The following is a 21,335-nucleotide window of genomic DNA, read 5'->3' on the forward strand; positions in this document are numbered from 1 at the left end:
GTGGTCACACCCGTTCCCATGCCGAACACGGAAGTTAAGCACTTGAACGCCGAAAGTAGTTGGGGGCTTCCCCCTGTGAGGATAGGACGTTGCCAGGCACTTGACCGATCTGCAGATTGCAGGTCGGTCTTTTTGTGTAGTCCTTTTAGATAAGAAAGAAAAAAAACTGACGAATGGACGTCAATCCGCCATCACGTCAGTTTAAGCGAAGCATCTAGATTAAAAAGAAGGGGTTGTGCTAAGAAGACGAGGCGTGACTTGGCGTAAGAGCGCTGCAGCACGTGCTTCAAGAGGTGTTGGTAATTGATTCAGGGAGAAATACTGTAAGTCGAGACTCTCTCCGTCCGTCATTTGTAAGGTACCCGATACGTCTTTTGCTTGAAAGAGATGGATCACACTGTAGGTTTGATCGCCATTTGGATAACGGAAGAAGTAATCAGGACCCGAGAAGACGTCTAGCAGCTGAACGCTGCGTGCTTGAAGTCCGGTTTCTTCCTGCAACTCGCGCATCGCAACTTCTTCAAGTGTCTCACCTGGTTCCATCGAACCACCGGGGAGTCCCCAACTGTGTGTATCCGAACGATATTGAAATAGCAGTTCATGTTGTGAATTCATGACGAGTACGGTCGCACCCACGCTGATCAACGGTCGGTTGCCTACGATCTTTCGTAAATCTAATAAGTATCCCATCTGCTCACTCCTTTCGTATCAGTATAGAAGAATATTCATTATGACAGTTAGTAAAAAGAAATAAGGCAAAAAGACTTGCCAATTTAAAAGACGCATGTTATATTAATATCTGTCGAAACGTTATATCATCGCGGGGTGGAGCAGTCTGGTAGCTCGTTGGGCTCATAACCCAAAGGTCGTCGGTTCAAATCCGGCCCCCGCAACCAATTTTTAAATAATCAAATCCGAAACGTTTATCGTCGCGGGGTGGAGCAGTCTGGTAGCTCGTTGGGCTCATAACCCAAAGGTCGTCGGTTCAAATCCGGCCCCCGCAACCAATTTTAAACTTAACTTCAACTTTACTACGAAACGTTCAGCGTTTCGTATTTTTTTTTGCCTTTTTCGTTCGGTACAATAGAGAAGGACGAACAGTACGTATTAAAGGAGGAGACATCGTATGATAGAACTGGAAATGAACAGCTTGGAAGAAACGACTGCCTTGGCCCTTGAACTCGGACGACGTGCTGAAGCGGGAATGGTCATTACGCTCGATGGGGATTTAGGTGCTGGGAAAACGACCTTTACGCAAAGCTTTGCGAAAGGGTTAGGTGTGACGCGTCACGTCAACAGCCCTACCTTTACGATCATGAAAGTCTATACGGGACGTCTTCCTCTTTATCACATGGATGTCTATCGCTTGGAAGGTTCCGGTGATGATATCGGACTTGAAGAATATTTGAACGGTGAAGGCGTCGCCGTCGTCGAGTGGTCTGAATTGATCGCGGACAGCCTCCCACCTGAACGTTTGGCAATCACGATCACGCGAACGGGTGATGATAGTCGACGTTTTGAGCTGACGCCGATCGGAGAACGATACATTACATTATGTGAGGGATTGAAATCATGAAAATCGTAGCTATTGATACATCGACGAAACAATTATCGGTTGCTCTTTCAGACGGGAAACAGATCGTAGCAGAAGCTTCTTATGTCACGTTCTTGAATCATGCGACGAAACTCATGCCGTTGCTTGAGCGCTTGATGGTGGAAGCAAAATGGACACCGGCTCAACTGACACGTGTCGTCGTTGCTGACGGTCCTGGTTCTTATACCGGATTACGGATTGGAGCGACGACAGCGAAGACGCTCGCCTATACACTGGGCATCGAGCTCGTTGCCATCTCGACACTTGAACTGATGGCGGCTTCGACAGGTCATACGGGACGTGTCGCAGCAATTCAAGATGCGCGGCGTGGAGCAGGGTTTGTCGGAGTGTACGACGCCGGGAAACGAATCGGTGAAGAACAGCATGTCGAGATCGCTTCTTTTGTGAAGACGTTACCGCCAGATACGCTCGTCACAGGAGACGTCGATGCGTTCGAAGAGATTCTTCAGCCATTTGAAAAGGCGGCTCCTGCTTTCCGGACTCCACGTGCCGGTGTACTCGCTTTACTCGGTGCAACACGCCAGACGGTCGAAGCGCATGCGTTCGAACCACGATACCTGCGTCTAGCTGAAGCAGAGGCGAAATGGATTGAGGCACAGCGTCATGAGTAAGGGCATTCGTCGGATGACCGTACAGGACGCTGCAGGTGTTCATGCGGTTGAACTCGAATCGTTTGCGACACCGTGGACGCTAGATGCCTTCGAAGCGGAAATGACACAAAATCCGAATGCCTATTATGTCGTTGCCGATCAAGATGGTATCGTTGGGTTTGCTGGTCTGTGGCATATCGCGGATGAAGGACATATTACGAATATTGCCGTCAAGCAGTCGCATCGCGGACAAGGGTTCGGGGAAGATCTGCTAACGGCATTGATCGCCGTCGGTCGTGCGCTTAGTTTGCGGGCGATGACACTCGAAGTACGTGTCTCGAACACACCAGCGCGGACTTTATATGAAAAACTCGGATTTCAGTATGTCGGTGTCCGAAAACGATATTATCAAGATAACAATGAAGATGCTGCCATCTACTGGCTGGAGCTGGAGGGAGAAGACCTATGACACAACCATTGATTCTAGCAATTGAATCGAGTTGCGACGAAACGGCAGCTGCCGTCGTCCGTGGAGGAATCGACGTCTTATCGAACGTCGTCTCGTCTCAAATCGAAAGTCATAAACGATTCGGTGGCGTCGTGCCTGAAGTGGCTTCACGCCATCACGTTGAACGGATCACATACGTCATCGATGATGCTTTGACGGAAGCAAACGTCACGATCGACGATATCGATGCGATCGCCGTCACGGAAGGACCTGGACTCGTTGGAGCACTGCTCGTTGGTGTCAGCGCAGCGAAGGCACTCGCCTTTGCTCACAATAAACCATTGATCGGTGTTCATCATATCGCAGGTCATATCTATGCGAATCGTCTCGTGCAAGAGCTTGAGTTTCCGCTCGTCTGTTTGATTGCATCAGGTGGGCACACGGAACTGATCTACATGCCGGAAGACGGTGTATATGAAGTCATTGGTGAAACACGGGATGACGCCGCCGGGGAAGCATATGATAAAGTTGCTCGGACGTTGAAGTTACCGTATCCAGGTGGTCCACGAATCGACCAGTTGGCACAGACTGGTCAGGATACGTTCCATTTTCCACGTGTCTGGCTCGAAAAGGATTCGTATGACTTTAGCTTCAGCGGTTTGAAGTCAGCAGTCATCAATGCTGTGCATAACGCCGAACAACGGGGAGAAACGATCATCCCGGAAGATTTAGCTGCGAGTTTCCAAGCGAGCGTCGTCGAGGTACTCGTGACGAAGGCGGTCCGTGCCGTGAAGGATAAAGGGGGACGTCAATTACTGCTTGCTGGTGGCGTCGCTGCCAACAAAGGATTACGCCAAGGTCTCGAAGCAGCGTGTGCGAAGGAAGGAATCGATCTCGTCATTCCGCCGATGCACCTGTGTGGAGACAATGCAGCGATGATCGGAGCGGCTGCGATTCATCCGTATCGCGCGTTACGCTATTCGACACTTGCCATGAACGCAGAACCTGGGCTAGATTTAAAGTAAGGAATCCGAACAACTTGGGGGAAATGGAATGAAAAAAGTCATCATCGCATTGTTAGCGGTACTGGTCATCGTCGCGATCGGACTTCAGATCCGAGAAATCGTCAACGCATACCAAGTCGCCTATAAGGAAGAACTCGTACCCGATAAAAAAGCGGTCGAGACGAATACGAAACAACGTCCACTTTACGAAATCGGACGAGCAGAAGGGGAAAAGACCCGGATTCAAAAGTTATATGCTTTTGATCAGACAGTCAATGGTAAGCTCAGTAACGTCGTCATCGTCGATCGGAAGTATGGTTTAACGAACAAGGCGAGTGATGATTATTTCATGATTGCTTCCGGAACACCAGTGACGGATCAAGAAAAGAAGTCATTCGAACCAATGATTCAAAAGATGGATGCAGAACAAGTCCAAGCCGAGGTCATCTCAAAGCATGAGGTGACGGCTGTCGAGAACAATAAAAAACGGACGTTGACGTTATTTAAGGTCTTCTATAAGGATACGGATCAAAACGAATACCTCTTCTTCATCGAAAAAGAAGGCGGTCTGAAACTCGATCTATTCAAGAAGGGTTACTCACGTTTGTCTAATTACTAAATCCATGAAAACAGCGGATTCCTAAATAGGAGTCCGCTGTTGTTCGTTCATTGCCATTCAGTGATACCCGTCAAGTCATCATAGATACGATCGGGATCGAGATTCAATTCCTCGACCGGAAGTCCATTTCGATTGATCCATGCCGTTTTGAAGCCGAAACTCTTCGCCCCGGTGATGTCCCAACCGTTCGAGGACATGAAGAGGATTTCCTCGCGTTTTAGACCGAGCGTGTTTAAGGCATGCATATAGGATGCAGGTGCTGGCTTATACTGTTTGATATCATCGACACTGACGAGATGTTCGAACCGATCGGCTAAGCCTGACTGCTCAATCAGCGGATCGAGCATATCATGGGAACCATTCGAGAAGACGACTAGGCGCTTGTCCGCCATCGTCTCGAGAACGGAGCTAACTTCGGGATATACATTAAGCGTCAGGTACGTCTCCATTAAGGTCGTGATTTGTTCCTCGGTCACATGGAGCTTCAGTTCGAGTAACGTATAGCGGAGAGCATCTTGTGTCACTTGGCTGAACGGCACATACTGTCCGTTCAATTGTCGGAGGAAAGAGTACTCCAGTTGTTTCTCCCGCCAGCGTTTGCTGATCGCTTCTCCGTGACCCGGGTAAAGTTCTTCGGCTTTTTCTTTGACGGAATGGACATCGAATAATGTACCGTAGACGTCAAAGACAAGTGCTTGAATCGTCATAAAACATTCATCTCACTTTCATAGAGTCTGTTTTAACGATTCCCTTACAGTACGGATTCAAACGACACTCAAGAATGAACCTGTCGTAAAAAGCGATGAAACGTCTGTGCGAATGCGCGGCAAGCGGCCTGTTTCTCCGGGGTATTCGGATCAAACTCAATCTTCAAGCCATCCGTGACGAGGGTCGCCCCAGCTTCTTTTAACGCGTCTTCAATCAAATCAACCGCTGCGCAGTACTTCGGATAATCAAGATCCCCCGAACCAAAAGCAGCAGCCGGTATCCCGTCTAAGGATTGTTCCCGTAGCTCCTCGACGAAGTCTTCTGCTTCATACGGTAAATCACCGTCTCCCCATGTATATGAGCCGAGTAATAGACCATCAAAACGTGATAAGTCCTCCCCGACGAATTGATCTAGTTCCGTGATCGTCACGTCGACATCGTGTTGCTCGAGTTCATGTTGAATGAGCGAGACGATATCTTCCGTATTACCGGACATGCTGACGAATCCAATCGCGATATGCATGCATCTTCCTCCTTTCACTGTACTTCTCTACTTTAATTGATAATGATTATCAATGTCAAAGGGCATATAAAAAAGCACCTTCCAAAGAAGATGCTTTTCTATACATTAGTCTTGTAGTTCGGCCCATTCCTCAATGGAACGAATGACCGGTTCGAGTTGGCGCCCTTTGTCGGTCAAACTGTATTGAATCTTAATCGGACGATCGGGAATGACAGTCCGGATGACGATGCCTTCCGCTTCGAGCTCCTTCATACGTTCCGTGAGCATACGACCTGATAATTCGGGAATGGCATCTTGAATCTCATTGAAACGACATGTCTTCGTCAACAAGTGACGTAAGATCAGACCCGTCCATTTCTTACCTAAGATTTCAAAGGCATGTTCGACTTTGGGACAAAGAGCCGGTTGGATTGCGACTTCTTCCATCAGCACTCATCCTTTCTATAGTTGTAGTATACCCGCTTCTGCTAAAAAAATCGAATCATTTTACTTAATGTAACGTCTTGAACTAAAACAAATCTATTTACTTTTAGTAAGTGATAAGATATAGTCTGTTTATTGAGTTACTTAAAGTAACTAAAATACATTAGGTAAAAGGAGAAGAGAGCAATGATGGATACAGGACTTTTAATTATTCGTTTAATCATCGGCTTAACGTTCGCTGCACACGGGACACAAAAATTATTTGGTTGGTTCGGCGGACACGGAATCGCTGGAACAGGCGGTTGGTTCGAATCAATCGGCATGAAGCCAGGGAAGACACTCGCGATTACAGCAGGTCTTGCTGAATTGATCGGCGGCTTGTTGTTTGCAGGAGGCGTATTCCTCTGGATCGCAGCACTCCTCATCATTGGATCGATGCTTGTCGCGATCGTTAAAGTACACGGTGCGAATGGTTACTGGGTGACGCAGAACGGGTACGAATACAACATGGCATTGATCGTCATCGCGCTTGGTGTAGCTATGATCGGTGCTGGAGACTATTCACTCGCTGCACTCATCGGGTGAAGAAAAAGGTGGGTCATTCATGAAGTTCGAGGCATCAACGCTTAGCGCAAAAGACAATTATAAATTACTGATCGGAAGCATCATTCCGCGTCCGATTGCTTTCGTGACAACGCAAGGAGAAGACGGGACGGTCAACGCCGCACCGTTTTCCTTCTTTACGGTCGCTTCAAGCAGTCCACCACAACTGGTGATTGCCGTACAACGGACGGATCAGGGTCAGAAGGATACGGCACGTAACATCTTGGCGAAACAAAGTTATGTCATCCATATCGTCAGCGAAGAGATCGTCGACGCAGTCAATGAGACAGCAGCGCCACTTGCTTACGGTGAAAGTGAGCTTGAGCGGACGGATTTGACGCTCGTCGATAGTGACGCGATCGAAGTACCCGGAATCGCCGAAGCGAAAATCCGCTTCGAGATGCGCTTGACGCAATACGTCGAGCTAGAAGGTGCCGATCTTCTGATTGGGGAAGTACTGCGTTATCACGTCGCGGATGAACTCGTCGATTCGTTCCGGATTGACGCAGCAGGCTTGAAGGCTGTCGCTCGTTTAGCAGGGAATGATTATGCGACGATCGGGAAGACGTTTACGATTGCCCGACCGACAAAATGATAGAAGCGTGAATGCTTGATTCATCGTACGATTCGTTTTGATTCAAACGAAAAGGAGTGGAGAGACCGGTCTAGCTACCGGAATCTCCACTCCTTTTTCTCATGTCGTTCATCTGATTCATCGATCGGACTTCAAGGTTGCGGATCGATTTCGTTTGAAGAGGCTTCAAGACCATGACGTTTACTGTACTGATAGCCATCGAGCAAATAAAAGACGATTGCGAGTGCCCAAATGCCGACACAGCTTATCAAGAAAGCGGTGAGCGGTGAGACACTACCGTAATACGATAGGATCAACGGGTCATTGAGTTCGACGAATAGCTGTGTCGTCAGGAGCGTACAGCATAATCCCGAGAGTAAACTGACGAAAAGACCGCTCCATGTCTGGATGACGAGACCGATCATACAAGAAATCAGGAGGAACAAAGGAAGCGCGGCATTAAAAGCATCCGGCCGGATGAAGGTGGACACGTAGTCTGCATACATCGGTACGAAATAAAGGATGCCGGATAGCAGTCCTTGAATCAAGTTAATGAAAAAGCTTTTCGTCCGCATCAGTGTTGGTTCTCCCATCGTTCCATCAATTCGAGTAGATCGACATCAATTTGGTCACGTTCTGCTGAAAGAGCTGTCGCTTTCGGAATATCGTTGAAGACTTCCGGTTCACAGAGCAATTGTTCAATTTCTGCCGAACGCTGTTCGAGCCGCTCGATGTCTTGTTCGAGTTGCTCGATCTGCTGACGGCGCTTGCGTTCTTCTTTCTGTGCTTCCTTGTCGATCGTCTTCGACGCCGTGACCTTTGCGGCTTTTGCTTCCTCGGCTTCAAGACGCGCAATCTCTTCTTGCTCCGCCTTCTTCTCCGTGTAGTACGAATAATCACCGAGGTATTCCGTCACGCCGGCTTCACTCATCTCGATGACGCGGGTCGCGATCCGGTCAATGAAGTAACGGTCGTGGGAGACGAATAGCAGCGTACCTTCGTAGTCGACGAGCGCGTTTTCAAGGACCATCTTCGAATCCAGATCCAAGTGGTTCGTCGGCTCATCGAGGACGAGGACGTTCGTCTTCCGGAGTTTCAGTTTCGCGAGCGCGAGACGTCCGCGTTCGCCACCGGATAACTCATGAACAATCTTGAAGACATCGTCACCGCTAAATAGGAATTGCCCGAGTACGGACCGGACTTCTTGTTCACGCATCAGTGGCCATTCGTTCCAAATCTCATCGATGACACGGTTCCGATCATTGAGTTCCGCCTGCTCTTGATCGTAATATCCGATCGAGACGCCGGTTCCGAAACGGAAATCACCGAAGAGGGGGCGTAAGCGGCCGACGAGGACTTTCAGGAGCGTCGACTTTCCGATTCCATTCGGTCCGACGAGTGCCAGCGATTCACCGCGTTGCAAGCGGAACGTGATGTCTTTTGAGACAGCTTCTTCGTAACCGATCGCCAGTTGATTGACTTGAAGAACGTCGTTCCCGCTCTGTTTTTCAATCGGGAAGGACAGGACCGTGCTACGCTCATCCCCATCTGGTCGGTCGAGCCGGTCGACCTTCTCGAGCCGCTTCCGGACACTTTGGGCACGTTTTGTCGTCGTCGCCCGGGCGATGTTCCGTTGAATGAAGTCCTGCATCTTCGCGATCTCTTCTTGCTGCTGTTCAAACTGCTTCATTTCCTGATCGTATAAGGCCGCTTTTTGCTCCAAGTACTTCGTATAGTTCCCCGTGAACTTACGACAGACATTGCGCGACAGTTCGTAGACGACATTGACGACTTGGTCGAGGAAGTACCGGTCGTGCGAGACGATCAGGACGGCACCACGATAACCACCGAGGTAGCTTTCAAGCCAAGCAAGCGTATCGATATCGAGGTGGTTGGTCGGCTCATCGAGAATGAGGAGCTCTGGTGCTTGCAGGAGCATCTTTGCTAAGGCAAGCCGTGTCCGTTGACCACCGGATAATGTCTGAATCCGGCGCGAGTAATCATCCGGATAAAAGCGCATGCCGTGCAAAACGGAGCGGATATTCGCTTCGAACTGATAACCACCGGCTTCTGAGAAGTCGTGTTGCGCTTGATCGTACGTCTTCAAGAGACGATCGTAAGCGACCGGGTCGTTCAAGATATGCTCCATGCCCATTTCGATTTCCATCCGGCGCAGTGTTCGTTCTTGTTCCTGGAGATGTTCGAAGACGGTCAGCATCTCGTTCCAGATCGTCTCATTCGATTCGAGACCACTGTCTTGCGCGAGATAACCGATTTTGACATCCTTGCCTTTCATGATGTCGCCCGAGTCATGACTGAGTTCACCAGCGATGATTTTGAGCAAGGTCGATTTACCGGCACCGTTTCGTCCGACGAGCGCAATCCGATCTCGCTCTTGTACTTCCAGTTTGATATTTTCTAAAATCGGCTCGACGCCGAATGATTTCGAGAGTTGATTGACTTGTAAGAGTATCATTTCCATCCATCCTTCCACCCTTTAGTCTATCACGAACAAAAGCGCAAGGTCCTGCGGAATATATTATTTGTGACTCTATGTGAAGTGGTTTACAATCAAGGAGAGTAGAAAGCTTTTTGCAAAGATTTGGGTGCCACGATGGATGTGGCCGAAGGGGGAACTGCAGGATGAATGGACCAGACACAAAAATTCCACAAGCGACAGCAAAACGGTTGCCGCTATATTATCGCTTCATCCAAAGTTTATACAATTCAGGCAAGCTCCGCGTCTCTTCTGCTGAGTTAAGCGAGGCGGTGAAGGTTGATTCAGCAACGATTCGTCGCGATTTTTCCTACTTTGGGGCATTAGGGAAGAAGGGGTATGGGTATAACGTTCAACATCTCTTAACGTTTTTCCGCAAAACCTTGAATCAAGATGAGGTGACGAATGTTGCCTTAATCGGGGTCGGTCATCTCGGAACAGCGTTTGCAAATTATAACTTTTTAAAGAATAATAGTACTCGGATAGTCGTTGCGTTTGATGCGGACGAAGAGAAGGTCGGAACAACGACGCATGACGTTCCAATCTATCATGTTTCGGACATGAAAGAACAAATCGAAGCGAATCAGGTCGATGTTGCCATCTTGACGGTTCCATCGCAGTTCGCACAGTCAGTAGCGGATGAGTTAGTCGAGTATGGTGTGACAGGCATCCTGAACTTTACGCCAGCGCGGTTGAACGTGCCAGCGAGCGTCCGGGTCCATCACATCGATTTATCGATCGAGTTGCAGTCGTTAGTTTATTTCATGAAGCATTATTCGCAATCAGCTGAAGGAGTGAAATCATAATGGAAAACCTTATCCCGCTCACACTAGGTATCGGACCAGCGAGCATCGGATTAATCGCGGTCGTCGCGTTGATCATCTTCGGACCGAAGAAGTTACCAGAATTCGGACGCGCTGCGGGTCAGACATTGAAAGAGTTCAAGAATGCCACGAACGGCATCATGGACGACGATAAAAAGGACGAACCGAAAGAGAAGTGATTGAATCATGACGGTTGATCAAGAGCAAAGCATGACGTCGCACCTTGACGAACTGCGCAAGCGGATCGTCTGGTCGCTTATCATCGTCGTCGTCCTGTTCGCTGTCGCATTTCCGCTCGTCCGACCGCTCGTTCGCTTCTTGCAAGCGGACTTAAAAGAGCTCGGCATCGGTTTGAATGCCTTCAACGTCGCCGATCCTTTAATGTTGTATTTGAATCTTGCGTTCATCATTGCGCTGATTTTAGCGTCACCGTTCTGGATGTATCAACTCTGGGCATTCGTCCGACCAGGACTTTATGACAAGGAGCAAAAAGCGACATTGACGTATATTCCGGTCATCTTCTTTCTATTTTTGGCTGGCGTAGCCTTCTCGTATTTCTGGTTGCTTCCCTTCTTGCTTGAAGTCTCAACAGATCTCGGGAAAGAGCTCGGAATCGAACAAGTCATTGGAGTCGAGAACTACTTCAGTTTCTTAATCCGATTGACGATGCCGTTCGGTCTTCTGTTCCAATTGCCGGTCGTGACGATGTTCCTGACGCGTCTTGGTCTCGTGACGCCATATTTCATGCGAAAGAATCGGAAATATGCGTACTTTGTGCTGTTCGTCGTTGCGGCATTGATCGCACCGCCGGATGTGACGTCACACTTGATGATCTCGGTGCCATTGTTCGTTCTCTATGAGATCAGCATCTTGATTTCTGCGCGGACGTACAAAAAGGTCTTGATCCTCGAGCAACAGGCAGAGCTTGAACGACAGGCGGACTTGATGCGTGAATTGAATAAATGAATCGTGAATTCCTTCCGACGATTTTGGAAGGGATTCTTTTTTATGAAAGCGTTCTTTTTATATTGATAAAGCAGTTAGTGATGCGTATACTAAAGATAATTCATGGGGGCTTAGCTCAGCTGGGAGAGCGTTTGGCTGGCAGCCAAAAGGTCGTCGGTTCGATCCCGATAGTCTCCACCAATACCAAATATCTAACTCCTCGAAGCGTCGAGGAGTTTTTATTTTACTCCCAGTTAAATTCCTTACAAATATAAAATGTCATGTAAAACAAATAAATTAAAAAAATAGACAAATATAAATTGTTTATTTCCATTAAATTCATTAAACTAAATATACAGAATTTTCGTTTAACTGTTTTATCAGTAGTACTACTATGGTTTTACAGAAAAGGGGAAAACGAACGCATGAAGAAGAAGATTGCACTTATGGCAGCCGTCTTAATGACGTCTTCCAATCTAGTCAGTGCGCAAGGTGCACTGTCGTCGCAAGACAAAGCAACGGGTCAAAAACCGCAAGCGCTCTCGCTGAAGAAATCGGGGCAAGAGAAGAACTACAAACAATCGGATAAAGTCCGTGTCGTCATCGAGATGGAAGAGAAGCCGGCGATTCAAATCGCCCAGGCTCAAAACAAGCGGTATAGCACATTGAGCAATGCCGAAAAAGAGTCGATCAAAGATCGCCTCGTCAGCGTCCAAAAATCGGTCAAGTCAGCCATCGCTAAAAAATCAATTCCCGTTACATATAAGGAGAGCTTCACGACCGTCATCAACGGATTCAGTGGTGAAGTTAAGTTCGGCGATATCGAAGACATTAAAAAACTCAACGGAGTCAAGAGCGTACATATCGCCCATGAATACGCGCGTCCGGAAGTTGCTAAAGGTGCAAAGCCAGACATGCTGTACAGCAAGGACATGGTCAATGCGAAGGAAACATGGCAGGACTATGGTTTTAAAGGGGAAGGAACAATCGTTGCCGTCATCGATACGGGAATCGATCCATCGCATAAGGACATGGTCTTGAGCCCTGAGACGAAGATCGATTTGACTTCTTCGAAAGTCGATAGTGCGAAAGAAACAAAAGGTTTAAAAGGAAAATACTTCACGGAAAAAGTACCGTACGGCTATAACTATGCCGATCACGATAGCGAAATCCGTGATTTAGGTGCGGGCGCATCGATGCACGGGATGCACGTCGCGGGTACGGTCGGAGCAAACGGCGATGAAGCAAACGGCGGCATCAAAGGGGTCGCTCCGGAAACACAACTCCTCGCGATGAAAGTCTTCGGAAACGATCCAGGAATGCCATCGACATTCAGCGATATCTACATTAAAGCGATCGATGATGCGATTGCACTCGGAGCCGATGTCATCAACATGAGTCTCGGATCGACGGCATCGTTCGTCAATGCAGATGATCCAGAACAACGCGCAATCGTCAACGCGATGAACAACGGTATCTTGTGTGCGATTTCTGCTGGTAACTCGGCATTCGCAGGTCATGGTGCAGGTAACCCGTACACAGCGAACCCGGATATCGGTGTCGTCGGTGCCCCAGGTTTAACGAGCCAAGCACTCCAAGTCGCATCACTCGAAAATACGAAATTGACACTCGAAGGCATGGCGCTGACGATTGACGGTCAGGATGCTGGTTATTTGGCATACCAAAAACAAGATTCACCGAATCCGATTGCTGTCTTCGATAAAGAGAAGAAGGATGTCGTCTATGTCGGTGACGGTCAAGCTTCGAACTACGAAGGCAAAGACGTCAAAGGGAAAGTCGTCTTCGTCGTGCGTAACGGTGGTTTCAACTACGGTATGATCCAAGCAGAAGCTGAGAAGCAAGGGGCAGCAGGTGTCATCGTCCGCGGTCGAGTCGATCATGGGGATTACGTCAGCATGGCGCTCAACAATCCGACGATTCCACTCGTCACGCTTAGCATCGCAGACGGAAACGATCTTGAAGCAAAAGCAAAAGAGGGCAAGGCAATCGCTGTCACGTTCGACGGAAAAGCAGTCTCAGCCGATAACCCGGTCGCAGGACAAATGTCTGACTTCACGTCTTGGGGTGTCACACCAAGCCTTGACTTCAAGCCAGAAATCACGGCACCAGGTGGAAAAATCTACTCAACGCTCAACGATAATGAGTATGGTGTCATGAGTGGAACATCGATGGCGGCACCACACGTTGCTGGTGGAACGGCACTCGTCATGCAACGGATCGCGAAGGACTTTAAAGTCGATGGTGCGACACGCGTTAAGCTCGCGAAGAACATCTTGATGAACACGTCGCGTCCGCAACTCGATCAAGGAAAATACAATGCGCAGCTAAAAACAGGCAACTTCTACTCCCCACGTCGTGAGGGAGCTGGATTGATGGATCTTCGTGCTGCCATGAAGACACCAGTCGTCGTCACAGAGACGAAGTCGGGTGAAGGTAAGGCATCCTTGAAGGAAGTCGGCGAGAAGTTCACGTTCACGCTTGATTTGAAAAACTACAGCAGTGAAAAAGTGACATATAAGTTAGCCGGAACGGTTCAATCGGATCTCGGTGCAGAAGGATCGAACTTCCTCGAAGCAAACGGCATCTTTAAAAAGGGAACGATCGGTACAGTGGATGCAAACAAAGGCACATATCCGATCTCATTCGCAGTTGGCTCGAAGAAAGCAAGTTCGGTCTCGATTAATCCGAAGAGCTCAACGAAAGTCAGTGTATCGGTCGATCTGAAGGATACAACGGACTGGGCAAACGAACTTCCGCTCGAACAAGTCTTTGAGAACGGCTACTTCGTCGAAGGATTCGTCCGTCTGATCGATACGAAGAGTAAGAATCCAGAATTGACGGTTCCTTACGTTGGCTTTAAAGGAAAATGGGATCAAGCTCCGATTCTAGACGCACCATTGTACGATGAAGACAACACGTTCTATGGTTTGACAGGTCTAGCGACAGAAGTGAAGGATAACTTCGAATTCCTTGGCGCAAACGCTGCTGGAGATGTCGTCGCGAACAAAGTTTCGTTCTCACCAAACAACGATGGTAGCGCAGATGAAGCCTTCCCGATCATCTCGTTCCTCCGTAATGCGAAAAAAGTCGAGTACTCGATTCTTGACCGGAATAAAGCAACGCTTCAGAAGCTCGATACGCAAACGGACGTCGTCAAGAACTACTACGATAGCGGTTCAGAGGACGGATACACACCAGTCACAAGCGCTGCTTGGGACGGAACGATCAACGGGAAACCGGTCAAGGATGGTCTTTACTACTACAAAGTCAAATCCGTGATCGATTATCCGAATGCAAAATGGCAGTCGAATCTCTTCCCAGTCTATATCGATACGAAAAAACCAGCTGCAACTGTGAAGTGGGATGCGTCGAAATCAACGCTCTCGTGGACAGCAGGTGACCAAGGAACAGGTGTCGCGTCATACGATATTCTCGTCAATGGTAAGAGTGTCTTGAAACAACCGCTTGCTGCAACAGAAAAAGCGTACACGTTGACGGATCTTCCAGAGCGCGCGAAGATTGCCTTCGTCGTGAAGGATTATGCAGGAAACAGTGTGAAAAAAGACGTCAACACGACAGGTGTCGATAAAGCGGTACCGAACGTTCAAATCGATACACCAGTCGCACTTGGTCTTGCGACATCAAAAGTCATCAACATCGCAGGTCACGTCTCTGATGAATCAGGCATCAAATCGTTCAAAATCAATGGTAAATCTGTCAAACTTCGCTTCGATGCGGCCCAACAAAACTATGCGTTCAGCCACGACGTGACGTATACGACGGATGGCGTCAAGTCATTCAAGGTCGAAGCGTACGATGGTAAAGGAAACCGTGTGGCGTTCAGTCGTCAAGTCATCATCGACACAGAATTACCGACGATTCGCGTCACAGCACCAAAAACCGTTTCAAGCAAAACAAAAACAGCTGAGATGAAGATCGTTCTTCGCGATAACTACAGCGAATTACGCTTTGACTTCAACGGTAGCGCGGAATACCGCCGGACGTTCAAAGAGCCGTACGAGATGAAAGCCTTCAAAAAGACAATCACGAAAAAAGTGACGCTCAAGAAGGGAAAAAACACGTACAACTTGAAACTGAAGGACCTCGGTGGACACGTTGTTACGAAAACAGTCGTCATCACGAAAAAATAAGAAACAAAAGATGAAGCCAGGCGGAAATCCGTCTGGCTTTTCTTGCGTGCCGAAGCGCCTTGAAGGGTTTATGAGACGAGAAGAGGGGGAATTTTAAGAACAGAAACAAGTCAGAGGGGGAACAACCATGAATCCGTTCACGACCTTAATCGCCTTCATTGTAGGGTGTCTCGTCTTATATCTCGGTATCCGCGACAAAAACGGCTGGCTGATCGGTGTCGCGATGATACCGCTCGCGATCGTTGCCTATAGCGTCATCTATCTGATCATCCAGGTCAGTGCGTAGTCTTCATGGAAGATGTCTTACCCTAAGCGGTAGGACATCTTTTTTTTTGAAATTCGTACTACAGATGAAACCGATCCAGTAAAATGTAAGTATATAACAGTATAGAGAGGTGGATGATCATGGAACACGTACATACACAAACGGATGCCTTAGCGGCGCTATACAAAGAGATGCACCAAAAGACACAGACCGGCATGTGGGTCATGCTTGCGGCATTCTTAGCGCTCAGTAACACACTCGAGAAACCGATCTACGCGATGATCGTCCCGTTATTGTATTTTGGCTACGATATGTTCGTACAACGCAAGCGGTTCGCGCTTGTTGCGGAATATACATCAGAGACTTCTGCAAGACGGCTTTATCACGTGCATGTGTTGATCGGTATCTTACAATACGGAGCGCTTGCCGGTCTAATTGTCTGGGCAGCCGATCGACCGAACACGTCTTTTTTGCTCGGTCTGATCATCATCGTCATTCCGTTCTACTGGATCTGTCGAAAAACGTTAGAGTTCATCTCACGAAAGATTGATCCAACGTATATCACGGAAAAAGAAATTCACAAAGCGCGCTAAAGGAGAAGGTACTATGCAAACGGCTCGTGAAGAACGTCTACAAAAACTTGCGCTCGCGTACCGGGATGTCGAGTGGCTCGGCACACGCTGGTACTGGAACGTGCTCTTATTCATAACAGTTGGTATCCTGATCGAGTGGACCGATATCCCCTTGTTGATTTTGACGATTCCAGCCCTTTTTCTCGGCTCTGATTTTCGCTACCAACTAAAAAAACGAAAAATTTTAGACGGATATATCTCAAAAGCGCAGGTCCGTCGCCAATTTTTACTACGCATTGGTAGTCACGTCCTGCTGTATGCGATCTTAACGATCGTCATCACCCAGACGATCGAGGGACCGTTCTGGCAGATGCTTGTGGCAATTTTTACGATTTTAACACCGCTCTATTTCATCAGCGAATGGATCATCCGACGCGACGGAGCGCGTGATCCCGATTATATCAGTGACGGAGAAGTAGCCCGCTTCGTCAGACAGAAAGGAACATCGAAATGGAACACCTATTCGAGCGACAAGCACGTCTGAATGTAATGAAACGTCCGGTGCGTGTCGTCGCCTATTTCTTTTTGATTCCTGGATTAATTTGTGCAGTATTTGCTTGGTTTATGACGTCAATTGCATCTGTCTTTCTCCCAATCATGCTCTCTTGTTTTTGCGCGACGGCAGTCGCTCGAGAAATTGTTCGGCTACGGCTCATGAAGTCGTATTTAACACCGACTATCTATCAACAAACGGTTCAAAAGGTCGCTCGTCTGACAATCATTGGTTATGTCGTAGCGGGGCTGATTTACTTTGTTATGCAGTCGACTCCAAGTGCCTCTGGTTATTTATTTGGCATCTTCCTCTTTTGGGTTGGTGGAGTCAGTCTAGGTGTCACTCGACTAAACCGGTTAGCCAAACAAATCGATCCCGCGTACGTCTCGATGGGAGAAATCGAACGTGCGTGGTGGAAACGGTAAAGCAAAAAATCCGCATCCATTCAGCAAAAGACGCTGATTGATGCGGATTTTTGATTATTTCTTCAACAGGAGATAGATGAAGTATGGTGCTCCAATCAAGGCGACGACGATCCCAGCCGGTACACCGTCTGGTCCCGCGATGTTGCGCCCGATCGTATCAGCGAACGCAAGCAACCAGCCGCCGAGCAAGAGGGCAATTGGCAGGAAGAATTGATGCCGTGGTCCAACGAGCGCGCGGGCGATATGCGGCGCCATCAGACCGATGAAGGAAATCCCACCGGTGACAGAGACGGCAGCAGCGGCAAGCGCGACGGCTGTCAACAAGAGTTGGATCCGTTCTTTTTCAATCGCGACACCGACACCGATCGCGACCGGTTCATTCAAGGCAAGCAGATTGAGCTTATTCGTTTTATAGAACGTGAGCGGAATCAAGACGAGTAACCACGGTAACAGCGAGTAGACGAAGATCCAGTCTGTTCCCCAAATGTTACCGGCGAGCCATTTGGCGATGAAGTCGACCTTTTCACGACGCGTCGATGAAATCAGGATGACCATGATTCCAGACAGTGCCATCGAGAAGCCGACACCGGTCAAAATCAAGCGGATCGGCTGGAGTCCTTGGACGCGGTCGTACGAGAACAGGTAGATCGCTGTCGCGGTGACGAGTGCACCGAAGAAGGCAGCAATCGGTAACAGATAGATGAACGACCCGACATCGGTCGGGAAGTACAGGAAGAAAAAGGCGACGGCGACGCCAGCTCCCGTATTGATGCCGATGATACCAGGATCAGCGAGTTCATTGCGGGTGATCCCTTGAAGGATTGCACCCGATAAGGCGAGCGCCATTCCTGCCATGACGGTGATGAGCAGTCGGGGTAAGCGGAGCGAATAGAGGACGAACTCCTCTTTGAACGATCCGTTTCCAAGTAACGTCGGCAGTAAACGATCGTACGAGAGAGAAGCAGGTCCAAGACCGATGCTGACGACGAGTGTTGCGATCAATAGTGCCAGTAACGTCCAAAACGTCAGTTGCTGGCGACGGCGTAAACGAGATTCCATCATGAGAAAGCACGCCCTCCTTTCCGAACGATTAAGAGGAAGAATGGTAGCCCGAGCATCGAGACGATTGCGATGACTGGCGTTTCATAGGGCGCGTACAGTGTCCGTCCGATCGTATCGGCAAGCAACATGAACGTCGCACCAAAGATCGCAGTCATCGGCAGGATGAATCGATAGTCCGTCCCGACGATCGCACGGACGATATGCGGAATCATCAGCCCGATGAATGCCATATTACCGACGAGGGCTACGGCAGCGCCAGCAAGCAGGATGACGACGACGTAGAGGACCGCTTTGATCCGCTGGATGTTCTGTCCGAGACCGAGTGCGACTTCTTCCGATAGACTGAGAATCGTCAATTGTCGTGAGAAAATGAACGCAATCACGATTCCAATGGCGATGACTGGCGCGATGACTTGCAGTTGTCCCCATGTCGACCCGACGAGTCCCCCGGACGTCCATTGTGAAACATCTTGAGCAATCTTGAAGTAAATCCCGATGCCTTCCGCAATCGCATACAGAAACGCTGAGATCGCGGAACCGGCAAGGACGATCCGGAGCGGGGAAAAGCCGCCTTTTTTCGAAGCGCCGATTCCAAAGACAAGTGCTGCCCCGAGTGCTGCTCCGACGAAACACGCGATCATGATGCCGAAGTAGTCAATTTTCGGGAACAGGACGATGACGAGCGCGAGTGCCGCATTTGCACCCGCTGTCAGACCGAGTAGACCAGGATCGGCGAGGGGATTGCGTGTCATCGCTTGCATGATGGCACCTGAGACACCGAGTGCCGCTCCAACAAGGATTGCTGCCAGTTCCCGTGGCAAGCGGATTTCCTGGACGATTTTTGCTTTTTCATTCAACGGTCCGAACGTCAAAGCGTTCCAGACTTCGCGCGTTGTCGTATCGGCGGCACCGAACGTCATCGCGATCCAGAACATCCCGAAAAAGAGGACGAGACCGAGTGTGATTTTAATGCCGAACGGAATTCGACCAGCTGACATGAATGTCGCCTCCATTTCTGATTTAGTGAGTGAGCCACAAAAAAAGGGAGGGATCCCGCAGGTTCCCTCCCTTATTCATTATGCGCCAAGGAAACTTTTCTTGAAGAACTCGAGTTGACGTTCGAGTGTGAGCGGATCGTTGAAGTAGAACTCCTTCGAATCGACTTCGAAGACACGATCGTTTTTGACGGCTGGAATGTTCTTGAACGTATCCGTTTTCGTGAATGAGTTGTCCGCTTCCGCACTCTTACTGAAGACGAGGTAGTCGCCTGCGTATTCAGGAAGGACTTCTGGTGACAACGCGTAGTATCCATCTTTTAATGCCATCTTCGTGACTTTATTCGGCATTTTCAATTTCATTTCCTGATAGAGAATCTCTGTTCCACGACCCCAGTTATCGCCGAAGACGTAGAGTTGTTTATCGAAGCTTTCGATGACAGACACAGTAGCATCTTCACCGATTTTTGCTTTGATGTCTTTACCTGCAGCAGCAGCGCGTGTTTTGAAGTCTTTGACCCAGTCGCGTGCTTCTTGCTCTTTGTTGAGCAATTTACCGATTTCGATGTGTTGCGTCAAGTAGTCGACTTTTCCGTATGTGTACGTAACTGTCGGAGCAATCTTTTTAATTTTATCGAGGTTTTTCGTTGTTGAGTAGCCGATGATCAAATCGGGTTCGAGTTCGATGATTTTTTCAACGTTCTCTTCCGATACTTCCGTGACATCTTTGAGTTTGTCGAACTTCGGATTCGCTTTTGACCACGAATCGACACCAACGACAGGTACGTCGAGTGCCATGACATTGCCGGCAAAACCAGCGAGGACAACGACACGTTTTGGATTAGCCGGAACTTTAATGTCACCGTTCTCCGATTTGTACGTAATCGTCTCGTTTTTCGACCCAGACGCTGCGTCGTCTTTTTTCTCCGTATTGCCACACGCTGCGATGACGAGCGTGAGAATGAGTAGAACCGGTAAAAGTAGTTTCTTCATGATTCAATCTCCCTTGATTAAGTTGTAGGTGATACACATCGGCTTGTTCGTCCGCGGATCGCGTCCGATTTCAGCATCGATATGGAATACTTCTTGTAAGACGTCTTTTGCGATGACTTCCTCACACGTCCCGGCTTTGACGACTTCGCCGTTTTTCATGGCGATGATATAGTCGGCGAACCGTGCCGCTTGATTCAAATCATGCAGGACCATGACGATCGTCCGTCCTTCGGTCCGGTTGAGATGCTCAAGCAGTTCGAGCACCTCGAGTTGGTGGGCGAGATCAAGATAAGTCGTCGGTTCATCGAGGAAGATGATGTCCGTCTCTTGGGCGAGTGCCATCGCAATCCAGACCCGTTGACGTTGACCACCCGACAGCGCATCGACGGGACGATGTTTGAATGCCATCGTATCCGTTGCTTCGAGTGCCCAATCGATGATCTCGTAATCGTGTTTCGTCAAGCGTCCGAATCCTTTTTGGTACGGGAAACGACCGTATGAGACGAGCTCTGCGACCGTCAGACCACTTGCGCTCTCTGGAGTTTGTGGCAGAATAGCCATTTTCCGGGCAAGTAGCTTCGTGCTTTCCTTGGCGATATCGAGACCATCGAGCAATGCACGTCCTGATTGATGAGGAATGATTCGTGTCATCGCTTTCAATAAAGTCGATTTGCCACATCCGTTCGCCCCAATGATTGTCGTGATTTGTCGATCGGGAATTTGGACGGACAAGTCTTTGACGATGGGACGATCACCGTAGCCGATATTGATTTCTTCTGTTGCTAGACGTACCATACGCGACGACTCCTTCGTTGTTCTCTCCGTTTTCAATGATAATGATTATCACTATCGTCTCATTAACCATACCAGTCCTATAAAAACGCTGTCAACATTTTTTCTTGTGTTCAAGAGATGTTCACGTTAT

General features: G+C 48.7%; 25 protein-coding genes, 3 tRNA genes and 1 rRNA gene. 19 read left to right on the plus strand and 10 right to left on the minus strand.

The features are described 5' to 3' along the window. Positions 1–98, plus strand: a 5S ribosomal RNA gene (rrf, locus tag KNQ18_RS00005); the annotation flags it as partial. Positions 99–219: 121 nt separating this feature from the next. Here rrf and KNQ18_RS00010 read toward each other — a convergent pair. After that, positions 220–690, minus strand: coding sequence for an NUDIX hydrolase (locus KNQ18_RS00010; protein ID WP_214724246.1), 471 nt, complete (start codon positions 688–690; stop codon positions 220–222). Positions 691–819: 129 nt separating this feature from the next. On the opposite strand from KNQ18_RS00010, the gene KNQ18_RS00015 reads away from it, so the two are divergent. The 7 genes from KNQ18_RS00015 (at position 820) to KNQ18_RS00045 (ending at position 4,276) form a co-directional block, all read left to right on the plus strand. After that, positions 820–896: transfer RNA gene (locus tag KNQ18_RS00015), tRNA-Met, on the plus strand. A gap of 34 nt (positions 897–930) precedes the next feature. After that, positions 931–1,007 (plus strand) — tRNA-Met (locus KNQ18_RS00020). 119 nt (positions 1,008–1,126) lie between these two features. Next, positions 1,127–1,576, plus strand: a complete 450-nt coding sequence (tsaE, locus tag KNQ18_RS00025) for a tRNA (adenosine(37)-N6)-threonylcarbamoyltransferase complex ATPase subunit type 1 TsaE (RefSeq protein WP_023469616.1) — start codon at positions 1,127–1,129, stop codon at positions 1,574–1,576. Next, on the plus strand, positions 1,573–2,226 hold the full coding sequence (gene tsaB, locus KNQ18_RS00030) for a tRNA (adenosine(37)-N6)-threonylcarbamoyltransferase complex dimerization subunit type 1 TsaB (RefSeq protein ID WP_214724244.1): 654 nt from the start codon (positions 1,573–1,575) through the stop codon (positions 2,224–2,226). The genes tsaE and tsaB overlap by 4 nt, the downstream gene beginning before the upstream one ends. After that, the gene (gene rimI, locus KNQ18_RS00035) at positions 2,219–2,674 is read left to right on the plus strand and encodes a ribosomal protein S18-alanine N-acetyltransferase (RefSeq protein WP_214724242.1); all 456 of its coding nucleotides are present in this window, start codon (positions 2,219–2,221) and stop codon (positions 2,672–2,674) included. Before tsaB ends, rimI begins: the two co-directional genes overlap by 8 nt. After that, the gene (gene tsaD / locus KNQ18_RS00040) at positions 2,671–3,678 is read left to right on the plus strand and encodes a tRNA (adenosine(37)-N6)-threonylcarbamoyltransferase complex transferase subunit TsaD (RefSeq protein WP_214724240.1); all 1,008 of its coding nucleotides are present in this window, start codon (positions 2,671–2,673) and stop codon (positions 3,676–3,678) included. The genes rimI and tsaD overlap by 4 nt, the downstream gene beginning before the upstream one ends. Before the next feature lie 28 nt (positions 3,679–3,706). Next, complete coding sequence (locus tag KNQ18_RS00045) at positions 3,707–4,276, plus strand: hypothetical protein (RefSeq protein ID WP_058704191.1); 570 nt, start codon at positions 3,707–3,709, stop codon at positions 4,274–4,276. Between the two features lie 47 nt (positions 4,277–4,323). Here the strand turns inward: KNQ18_RS00045 and KNQ18_RS00050 are convergent, their stop codons facing one another. The 3 genes from KNQ18_RS00050 to KNQ18_RS00060 all read right to left on the minus strand — a co-directional run bounded on the left by KNQ18_RS00050 (position 4,324) and on the right by KNQ18_RS00060 (position 5,933). Beyond that, on the minus strand, positions 4,324–4,983 hold the full coding sequence (locus tag KNQ18_RS00050) for a haloacid dehalogenase type II (protein WP_149427970.1): 660 nt from the start codon (positions 4,981–4,983) through the stop codon (positions 4,324–4,326). A 68-nt stretch (positions 4,984–5,051) separates the two neighbouring features. Then, positions 5,052–5,507, minus strand: a complete 456-nt coding sequence (locus tag KNQ18_RS00055; protein ID WP_214771801.1) for a flavodoxin — start codon at positions 5,505–5,507, stop codon at positions 5,052–5,054. A gap of 105 nt (positions 5,508–5,612) precedes the next feature. Then, positions 5,613–5,933, minus strand: a complete 321-nt coding sequence (locus KNQ18_RS00060) for a winged helix-turn-helix transcriptional regulator (protein ID WP_023469609.1) — start codon at positions 5,931–5,933, stop codon at positions 5,613–5,615. 183 nt (positions 5,934–6,116) lie between these two features. Here KNQ18_RS00060 and KNQ18_RS00065 point away from each other — a divergent pair, with 183 nt between their 5' ends. Both KNQ18_RS00065 and KNQ18_RS00070 read left to right on the plus strand, forming a co-directional pair. Further along, positions 6,117–6,515, plus strand: a complete 399-nt coding sequence (locus KNQ18_RS00065) for a DoxX family protein (protein WP_149427968.1) — start codon at positions 6,117–6,119, stop codon at positions 6,513–6,515. A gap of 19 nt (positions 6,516–6,534) precedes the next feature. After that, positions 6,535–7,128: a flavin reductase family protein gene (locus tag KNQ18_RS00070; RefSeq protein ID WP_149427967.1), complete on the plus strand. Its 594-nt coding sequence runs from the start codon at positions 6,535–6,537 to the stop codon at positions 7,126–7,128. Between the two features lie 131 nt (positions 7,129–7,259). On the opposite strand, the gene KNQ18_RS00075 is transcribed toward KNQ18_RS00070, so the two are convergent. Then, positions 7,260–7,682 carry a hypothetical protein gene (locus tag KNQ18_RS00075; RefSeq protein WP_064299193.1) on the minus strand — a complete coding sequence of 141 codons (423 nt, stop codon included), beginning with the start codon at positions 7,680–7,682 and terminating at the stop codon, positions 7,260–7,262. Beyond that, positions 7,682–9,583 (minus strand): ATP-binding cassette domain-containing protein, encoded by a 1,902-nt coding sequence (locus KNQ18_RS00080; protein WP_029342826.1) that lies wholly within the window; start codon positions 9,581–9,583, stop codon positions 7,682–7,684. The genes KNQ18_RS00075 and KNQ18_RS00080 overlap by 1 nt, the downstream gene beginning before the upstream one ends. 167 nt (positions 9,584–9,750) lie before the next feature. Between KNQ18_RS00080 and KNQ18_RS00085 the strand changes: the two genes are divergently transcribed. The 9 genes from KNQ18_RS00085 to KNQ18_RS00125 all read left to right on the plus strand — a co-directional run bounded on the left by KNQ18_RS00085 (position 9,751) and on the right by KNQ18_RS00125 (position 17,360). Then, positions 9,751–10,410: a redox-sensing transcriptional repressor Rex gene (locus tag KNQ18_RS00085; protein ID WP_023469604.1), complete on the plus strand. Its 660-nt coding sequence runs from the start codon at positions 9,751–9,753 to the stop codon at positions 10,408–10,410. Beyond that, positions 10,410–10,607 (plus strand): twin-arginine translocase TatA/TatE family subunit, encoded by a 198-nt coding sequence (locus KNQ18_RS00090; RefSeq protein ID WP_029342825.1) that lies wholly within the window; start codon positions 10,410–10,412, stop codon positions 10,605–10,607. The genes KNQ18_RS00085 and KNQ18_RS00090 overlap by 1 nt, the downstream gene beginning before the upstream one ends. 7 nt (positions 10,608–10,614) lie before the next feature. Then, positions 10,615–11,394, plus strand: coding sequence for a twin-arginine translocase subunit TatC (gene tatC, locus KNQ18_RS00095; protein ID WP_149427966.1), 780 nt, complete (start codon positions 10,615–10,617; stop codon positions 11,392–11,394). 104 nt (positions 11,395–11,498) lie between these two features. Beyond that, positions 11,499–11,574: transfer RNA gene (locus KNQ18_RS00100), tRNA-Ala, on the plus strand. A 224-nt stretch (positions 11,575–11,798) separates the two neighbouring features. Then, the gene (locus KNQ18_RS00105) at positions 11,799–15,545 is read left to right on the plus strand and encodes a S8 family serine peptidase (RefSeq protein WP_149427965.1); all 3,747 of its coding nucleotides are present in this window, start codon (positions 11,799–11,801) and stop codon (positions 15,543–15,545) included. Positions 15,546–15,672: 127 nt separating this feature from the next. Then, entirely contained in the window at positions 15,673–15,831 is a 159-nt protein-coding gene (locus KNQ18_RS00110) for a hypothetical protein (RefSeq protein ID WP_014971497.1), read from the plus strand. Positions 15,832–15,950: 119 nt separating this feature from the next. Then, positions 15,951–16,403 (plus strand): hypothetical protein, encoded by a 453-nt coding sequence (locus KNQ18_RS00115; RefSeq protein ID WP_149427964.1) that lies wholly within the window; start codon positions 15,951–15,953, stop codon positions 16,401–16,403. A 13-nt stretch (positions 16,404–16,416) separates the two neighbouring features. Beyond that, on the plus strand, positions 16,417–16,926 hold the full coding sequence (locus KNQ18_RS00120; RefSeq protein ID WP_214724232.1) for a hypothetical protein: 510 nt from the start codon (positions 16,417–16,419) through the stop codon (positions 16,924–16,926). Then, positions 16,893–17,360 (plus strand): hypothetical protein, encoded by a 468-nt coding sequence (locus KNQ18_RS00125; RefSeq protein WP_149427962.1) that lies wholly within the window; start codon positions 16,893–16,895, stop codon positions 17,358–17,360. The genes KNQ18_RS00120 and KNQ18_RS00125 overlap by 34 nt, the downstream gene beginning before the upstream one ends. Positions 17,361–17,414: 54 nt before the next feature. Here KNQ18_RS00125 and KNQ18_RS00130 read toward each other — a convergent pair whose 3' ends face one another. The 4 genes from KNQ18_RS00130 to KNQ18_RS00145 all read right to left on the minus strand — a co-directional run bounded on the left by KNQ18_RS00130 (position 17,415) and on the right by KNQ18_RS00145 (position 21,205). Beyond that, on the minus strand, positions 17,415–18,422 hold the full coding sequence (locus tag KNQ18_RS00130; RefSeq protein WP_215083564.1) for a FecCD family ABC transporter permease: 1,008 nt from the start codon (positions 18,420–18,422) through the stop codon (positions 17,415–17,417). Further along, complete coding sequence (locus KNQ18_RS00135) at positions 18,419–19,420, minus strand: FecCD family ABC transporter permease (RefSeq protein ID WP_055969403.1); 1,002 nt, start codon at positions 19,418–19,420, stop codon at positions 18,419–18,421. The genes KNQ18_RS00130 and KNQ18_RS00135 overlap by 4 nt, the downstream gene beginning before the upstream one ends. A 78-nt stretch (positions 19,421–19,498) precedes the next feature. Beyond that, positions 19,499–20,410: an iron-hydroxamate ABC transporter substrate-binding protein gene (locus tag KNQ18_RS00140; RefSeq protein WP_215083566.1), complete on the minus strand. Its 912-nt coding sequence runs from the start codon at positions 20,408–20,410 to the stop codon at positions 19,499–19,501. A gap of 3 nt (positions 20,411–20,413) precedes the next feature. Further along, positions 20,414–21,205 (minus strand): ABC transporter ATP-binding protein, encoded by a 792-nt coding sequence (locus KNQ18_RS00145; protein WP_023469594.1) that lies wholly within the window; start codon positions 21,203–21,205, stop codon positions 20,414–20,416. Positions 21,206–21,335: the final 130 nt, after the last annotated feature.

The organism is Exiguobacterium sp. s78 (assembly GCF_018618985.1).
GTDB lineage: Bacteria > Bacillota > Bacilli > Exiguobacteriales > Exiguobacteriaceae > Exiguobacterium_A > Exiguobacterium_A abrahamii.

Excerpts from the sequence above, each read along its gene's own strand:
- KNQ18_RS00045 (WP_058704191.1), top strand. The coding sequence starts at position 3,707 with ATGAAAAAAGTCATCATCGCATTGTTAGCGGTACTGGTCATCGTCGCG.
- rimI (WP_214724242.1), top strand. The coding sequence starts at position 2,219 with ATGAGTAAGGGCATTCGTCGGATGACCGTACAGGACGCTGCAGGTGTT.
- tsaD (WP_214724240.1), top strand. The coding sequence starts at position 2,671 with ATGACACAACCATTGATTCTAGCAATTGAATCGAGTTGCGACGAAACG.
- KNQ18_RS00085 (WP_023469604.1), top strand. The coding sequence starts at position 9,751 with ATGAATGGACCAGACACAAAAATTCCACAAGCGACAGCAAAACGGTTG.
- tatC (WP_149427966.1), top strand. The coding sequence starts at position 10,615 with ATGACGGTTGATCAAGAGCAAAGCATGACGTCGCACCTTGACGAACTG.
- KNQ18_RS00070 (WP_149427967.1), top strand. The coding sequence starts at position 6,535 with ATGAAGTTCGAGGCATCAACGCTTAGCGCAAAAGACAATTATAAATTA.
- KNQ18_RS00145 (WP_023469594.1), bottom strand. The coding sequence starts at position 21,205 with ATGGTACGTCTAGCAACAGAAGAAATCAATATCGGCTACGGTGATCGT.
- KNQ18_RS00105 (WP_149427965.1), top strand. The coding sequence starts at position 11,799 with ATGAAGAAGAAGATTGCACTTATGGCAGCCGTCTTAATGACGTCTTCC.
- KNQ18_RS00090 (WP_029342825.1), top strand. The coding sequence starts at position 10,410 with ATGGAAAACCTTATCCCGCTCACACTAGGTATCGGACCAGCGAGCATC.
- KNQ18_RS00050 (WP_149427970.1), bottom strand. The coding sequence starts at position 4,983 with ATGACGATTCAAGCACTTGTCTTTGACGTCTACGGTACATTATTCGAT.
- KNQ18_RS00140 (WP_215083566.1), bottom strand. The coding sequence starts at position 20,410 with ATGAAGAAACTACTTTTACCGGTTCTACTCATTCTCACGCTCGTCATC.
- KNQ18_RS00060 (WP_023469609.1), bottom strand. The coding sequence starts at position 5,933 with ATGGAAGAAGTCGCAATCCAACCGGCTCTTTGTCCCAAAGTCGAACAT.
- KNQ18_RS00130 (WP_215083564.1), bottom strand. The coding sequence starts at position 18,422 with ATGATGGAATCTCGTTTACGCCGTCGCCAGCAACTGACGTTTTGGACG.
- KNQ18_RS00055 (WP_214771801.1), bottom strand. The coding sequence starts at position 5,507 with ATGCATATCGCGATTGGATTCGTCAGCATGTCCGGTAATACGGAAGAT.
- KNQ18_RS00080 (WP_029342826.1), bottom strand. The coding sequence starts at position 9,583 with ATGATACTCTTACAAGTCAATCAACTCTCGAAATCATTCGGCGTCGAG.
- KNQ18_RS00010 (WP_214724246.1), bottom strand. The coding sequence starts at position 690 with ATGGGATACTTATTAGATTTACGAAAGATCGTAGGCAACCGACCGTTG.
- KNQ18_RS00135 (WP_055969403.1), bottom strand. The coding sequence starts at position 19,420 with ATGTCAGCTGGTCGAATTCCGTTCGGCATTAAAATCACACTCGGTCTC.
- tsaE (WP_023469616.1), top strand. The coding sequence starts at position 1,127 with ATGATAGAACTGGAAATGAACAGCTTGGAAGAAACGACTGCCTTGGCC.
- tsaB (WP_214724244.1), top strand. The coding sequence starts at position 1,573 with ATGAAAATCGTAGCTATTGATACATCGACGAAACAATTATCGGTTGCT.
- KNQ18_RS00120 (WP_214724232.1), top strand. The coding sequence starts at position 16,417 with ATGCAAACGGCTCGTGAAGAACGTCTACAAAAACTTGCGCTCGCGTAC.
- KNQ18_RS00075 (WP_064299193.1), bottom strand. The coding sequence starts at position 7,682 with ATGCGGACGAAAAGCTTTTTCATTAACTTGATTCAAGGACTGCTATCC.
- KNQ18_RS00110 (WP_014971497.1), top strand. The coding sequence starts at position 15,673 with ATGAATCCGTTCACGACCTTAATCGCCTTCATTGTAGGGTGTCTCGTC.
- KNQ18_RS00125 (WP_149427962.1), top strand. The coding sequence starts at position 16,893 with ATGGAACACCTATTCGAGCGACAAGCACGTCTGAATGTAATGAAACGT.
- KNQ18_RS00065 (WP_149427968.1), top strand. The coding sequence starts at position 6,117 with ATGATGGATACAGGACTTTTAATTATTCGTTTAATCATCGGCTTAACG.
- KNQ18_RS00115 (WP_149427964.1), top strand. The coding sequence starts at position 15,951 with ATGGAACACGTACATACACAAACGGATGCCTTAGCGGCGCTATACAAA.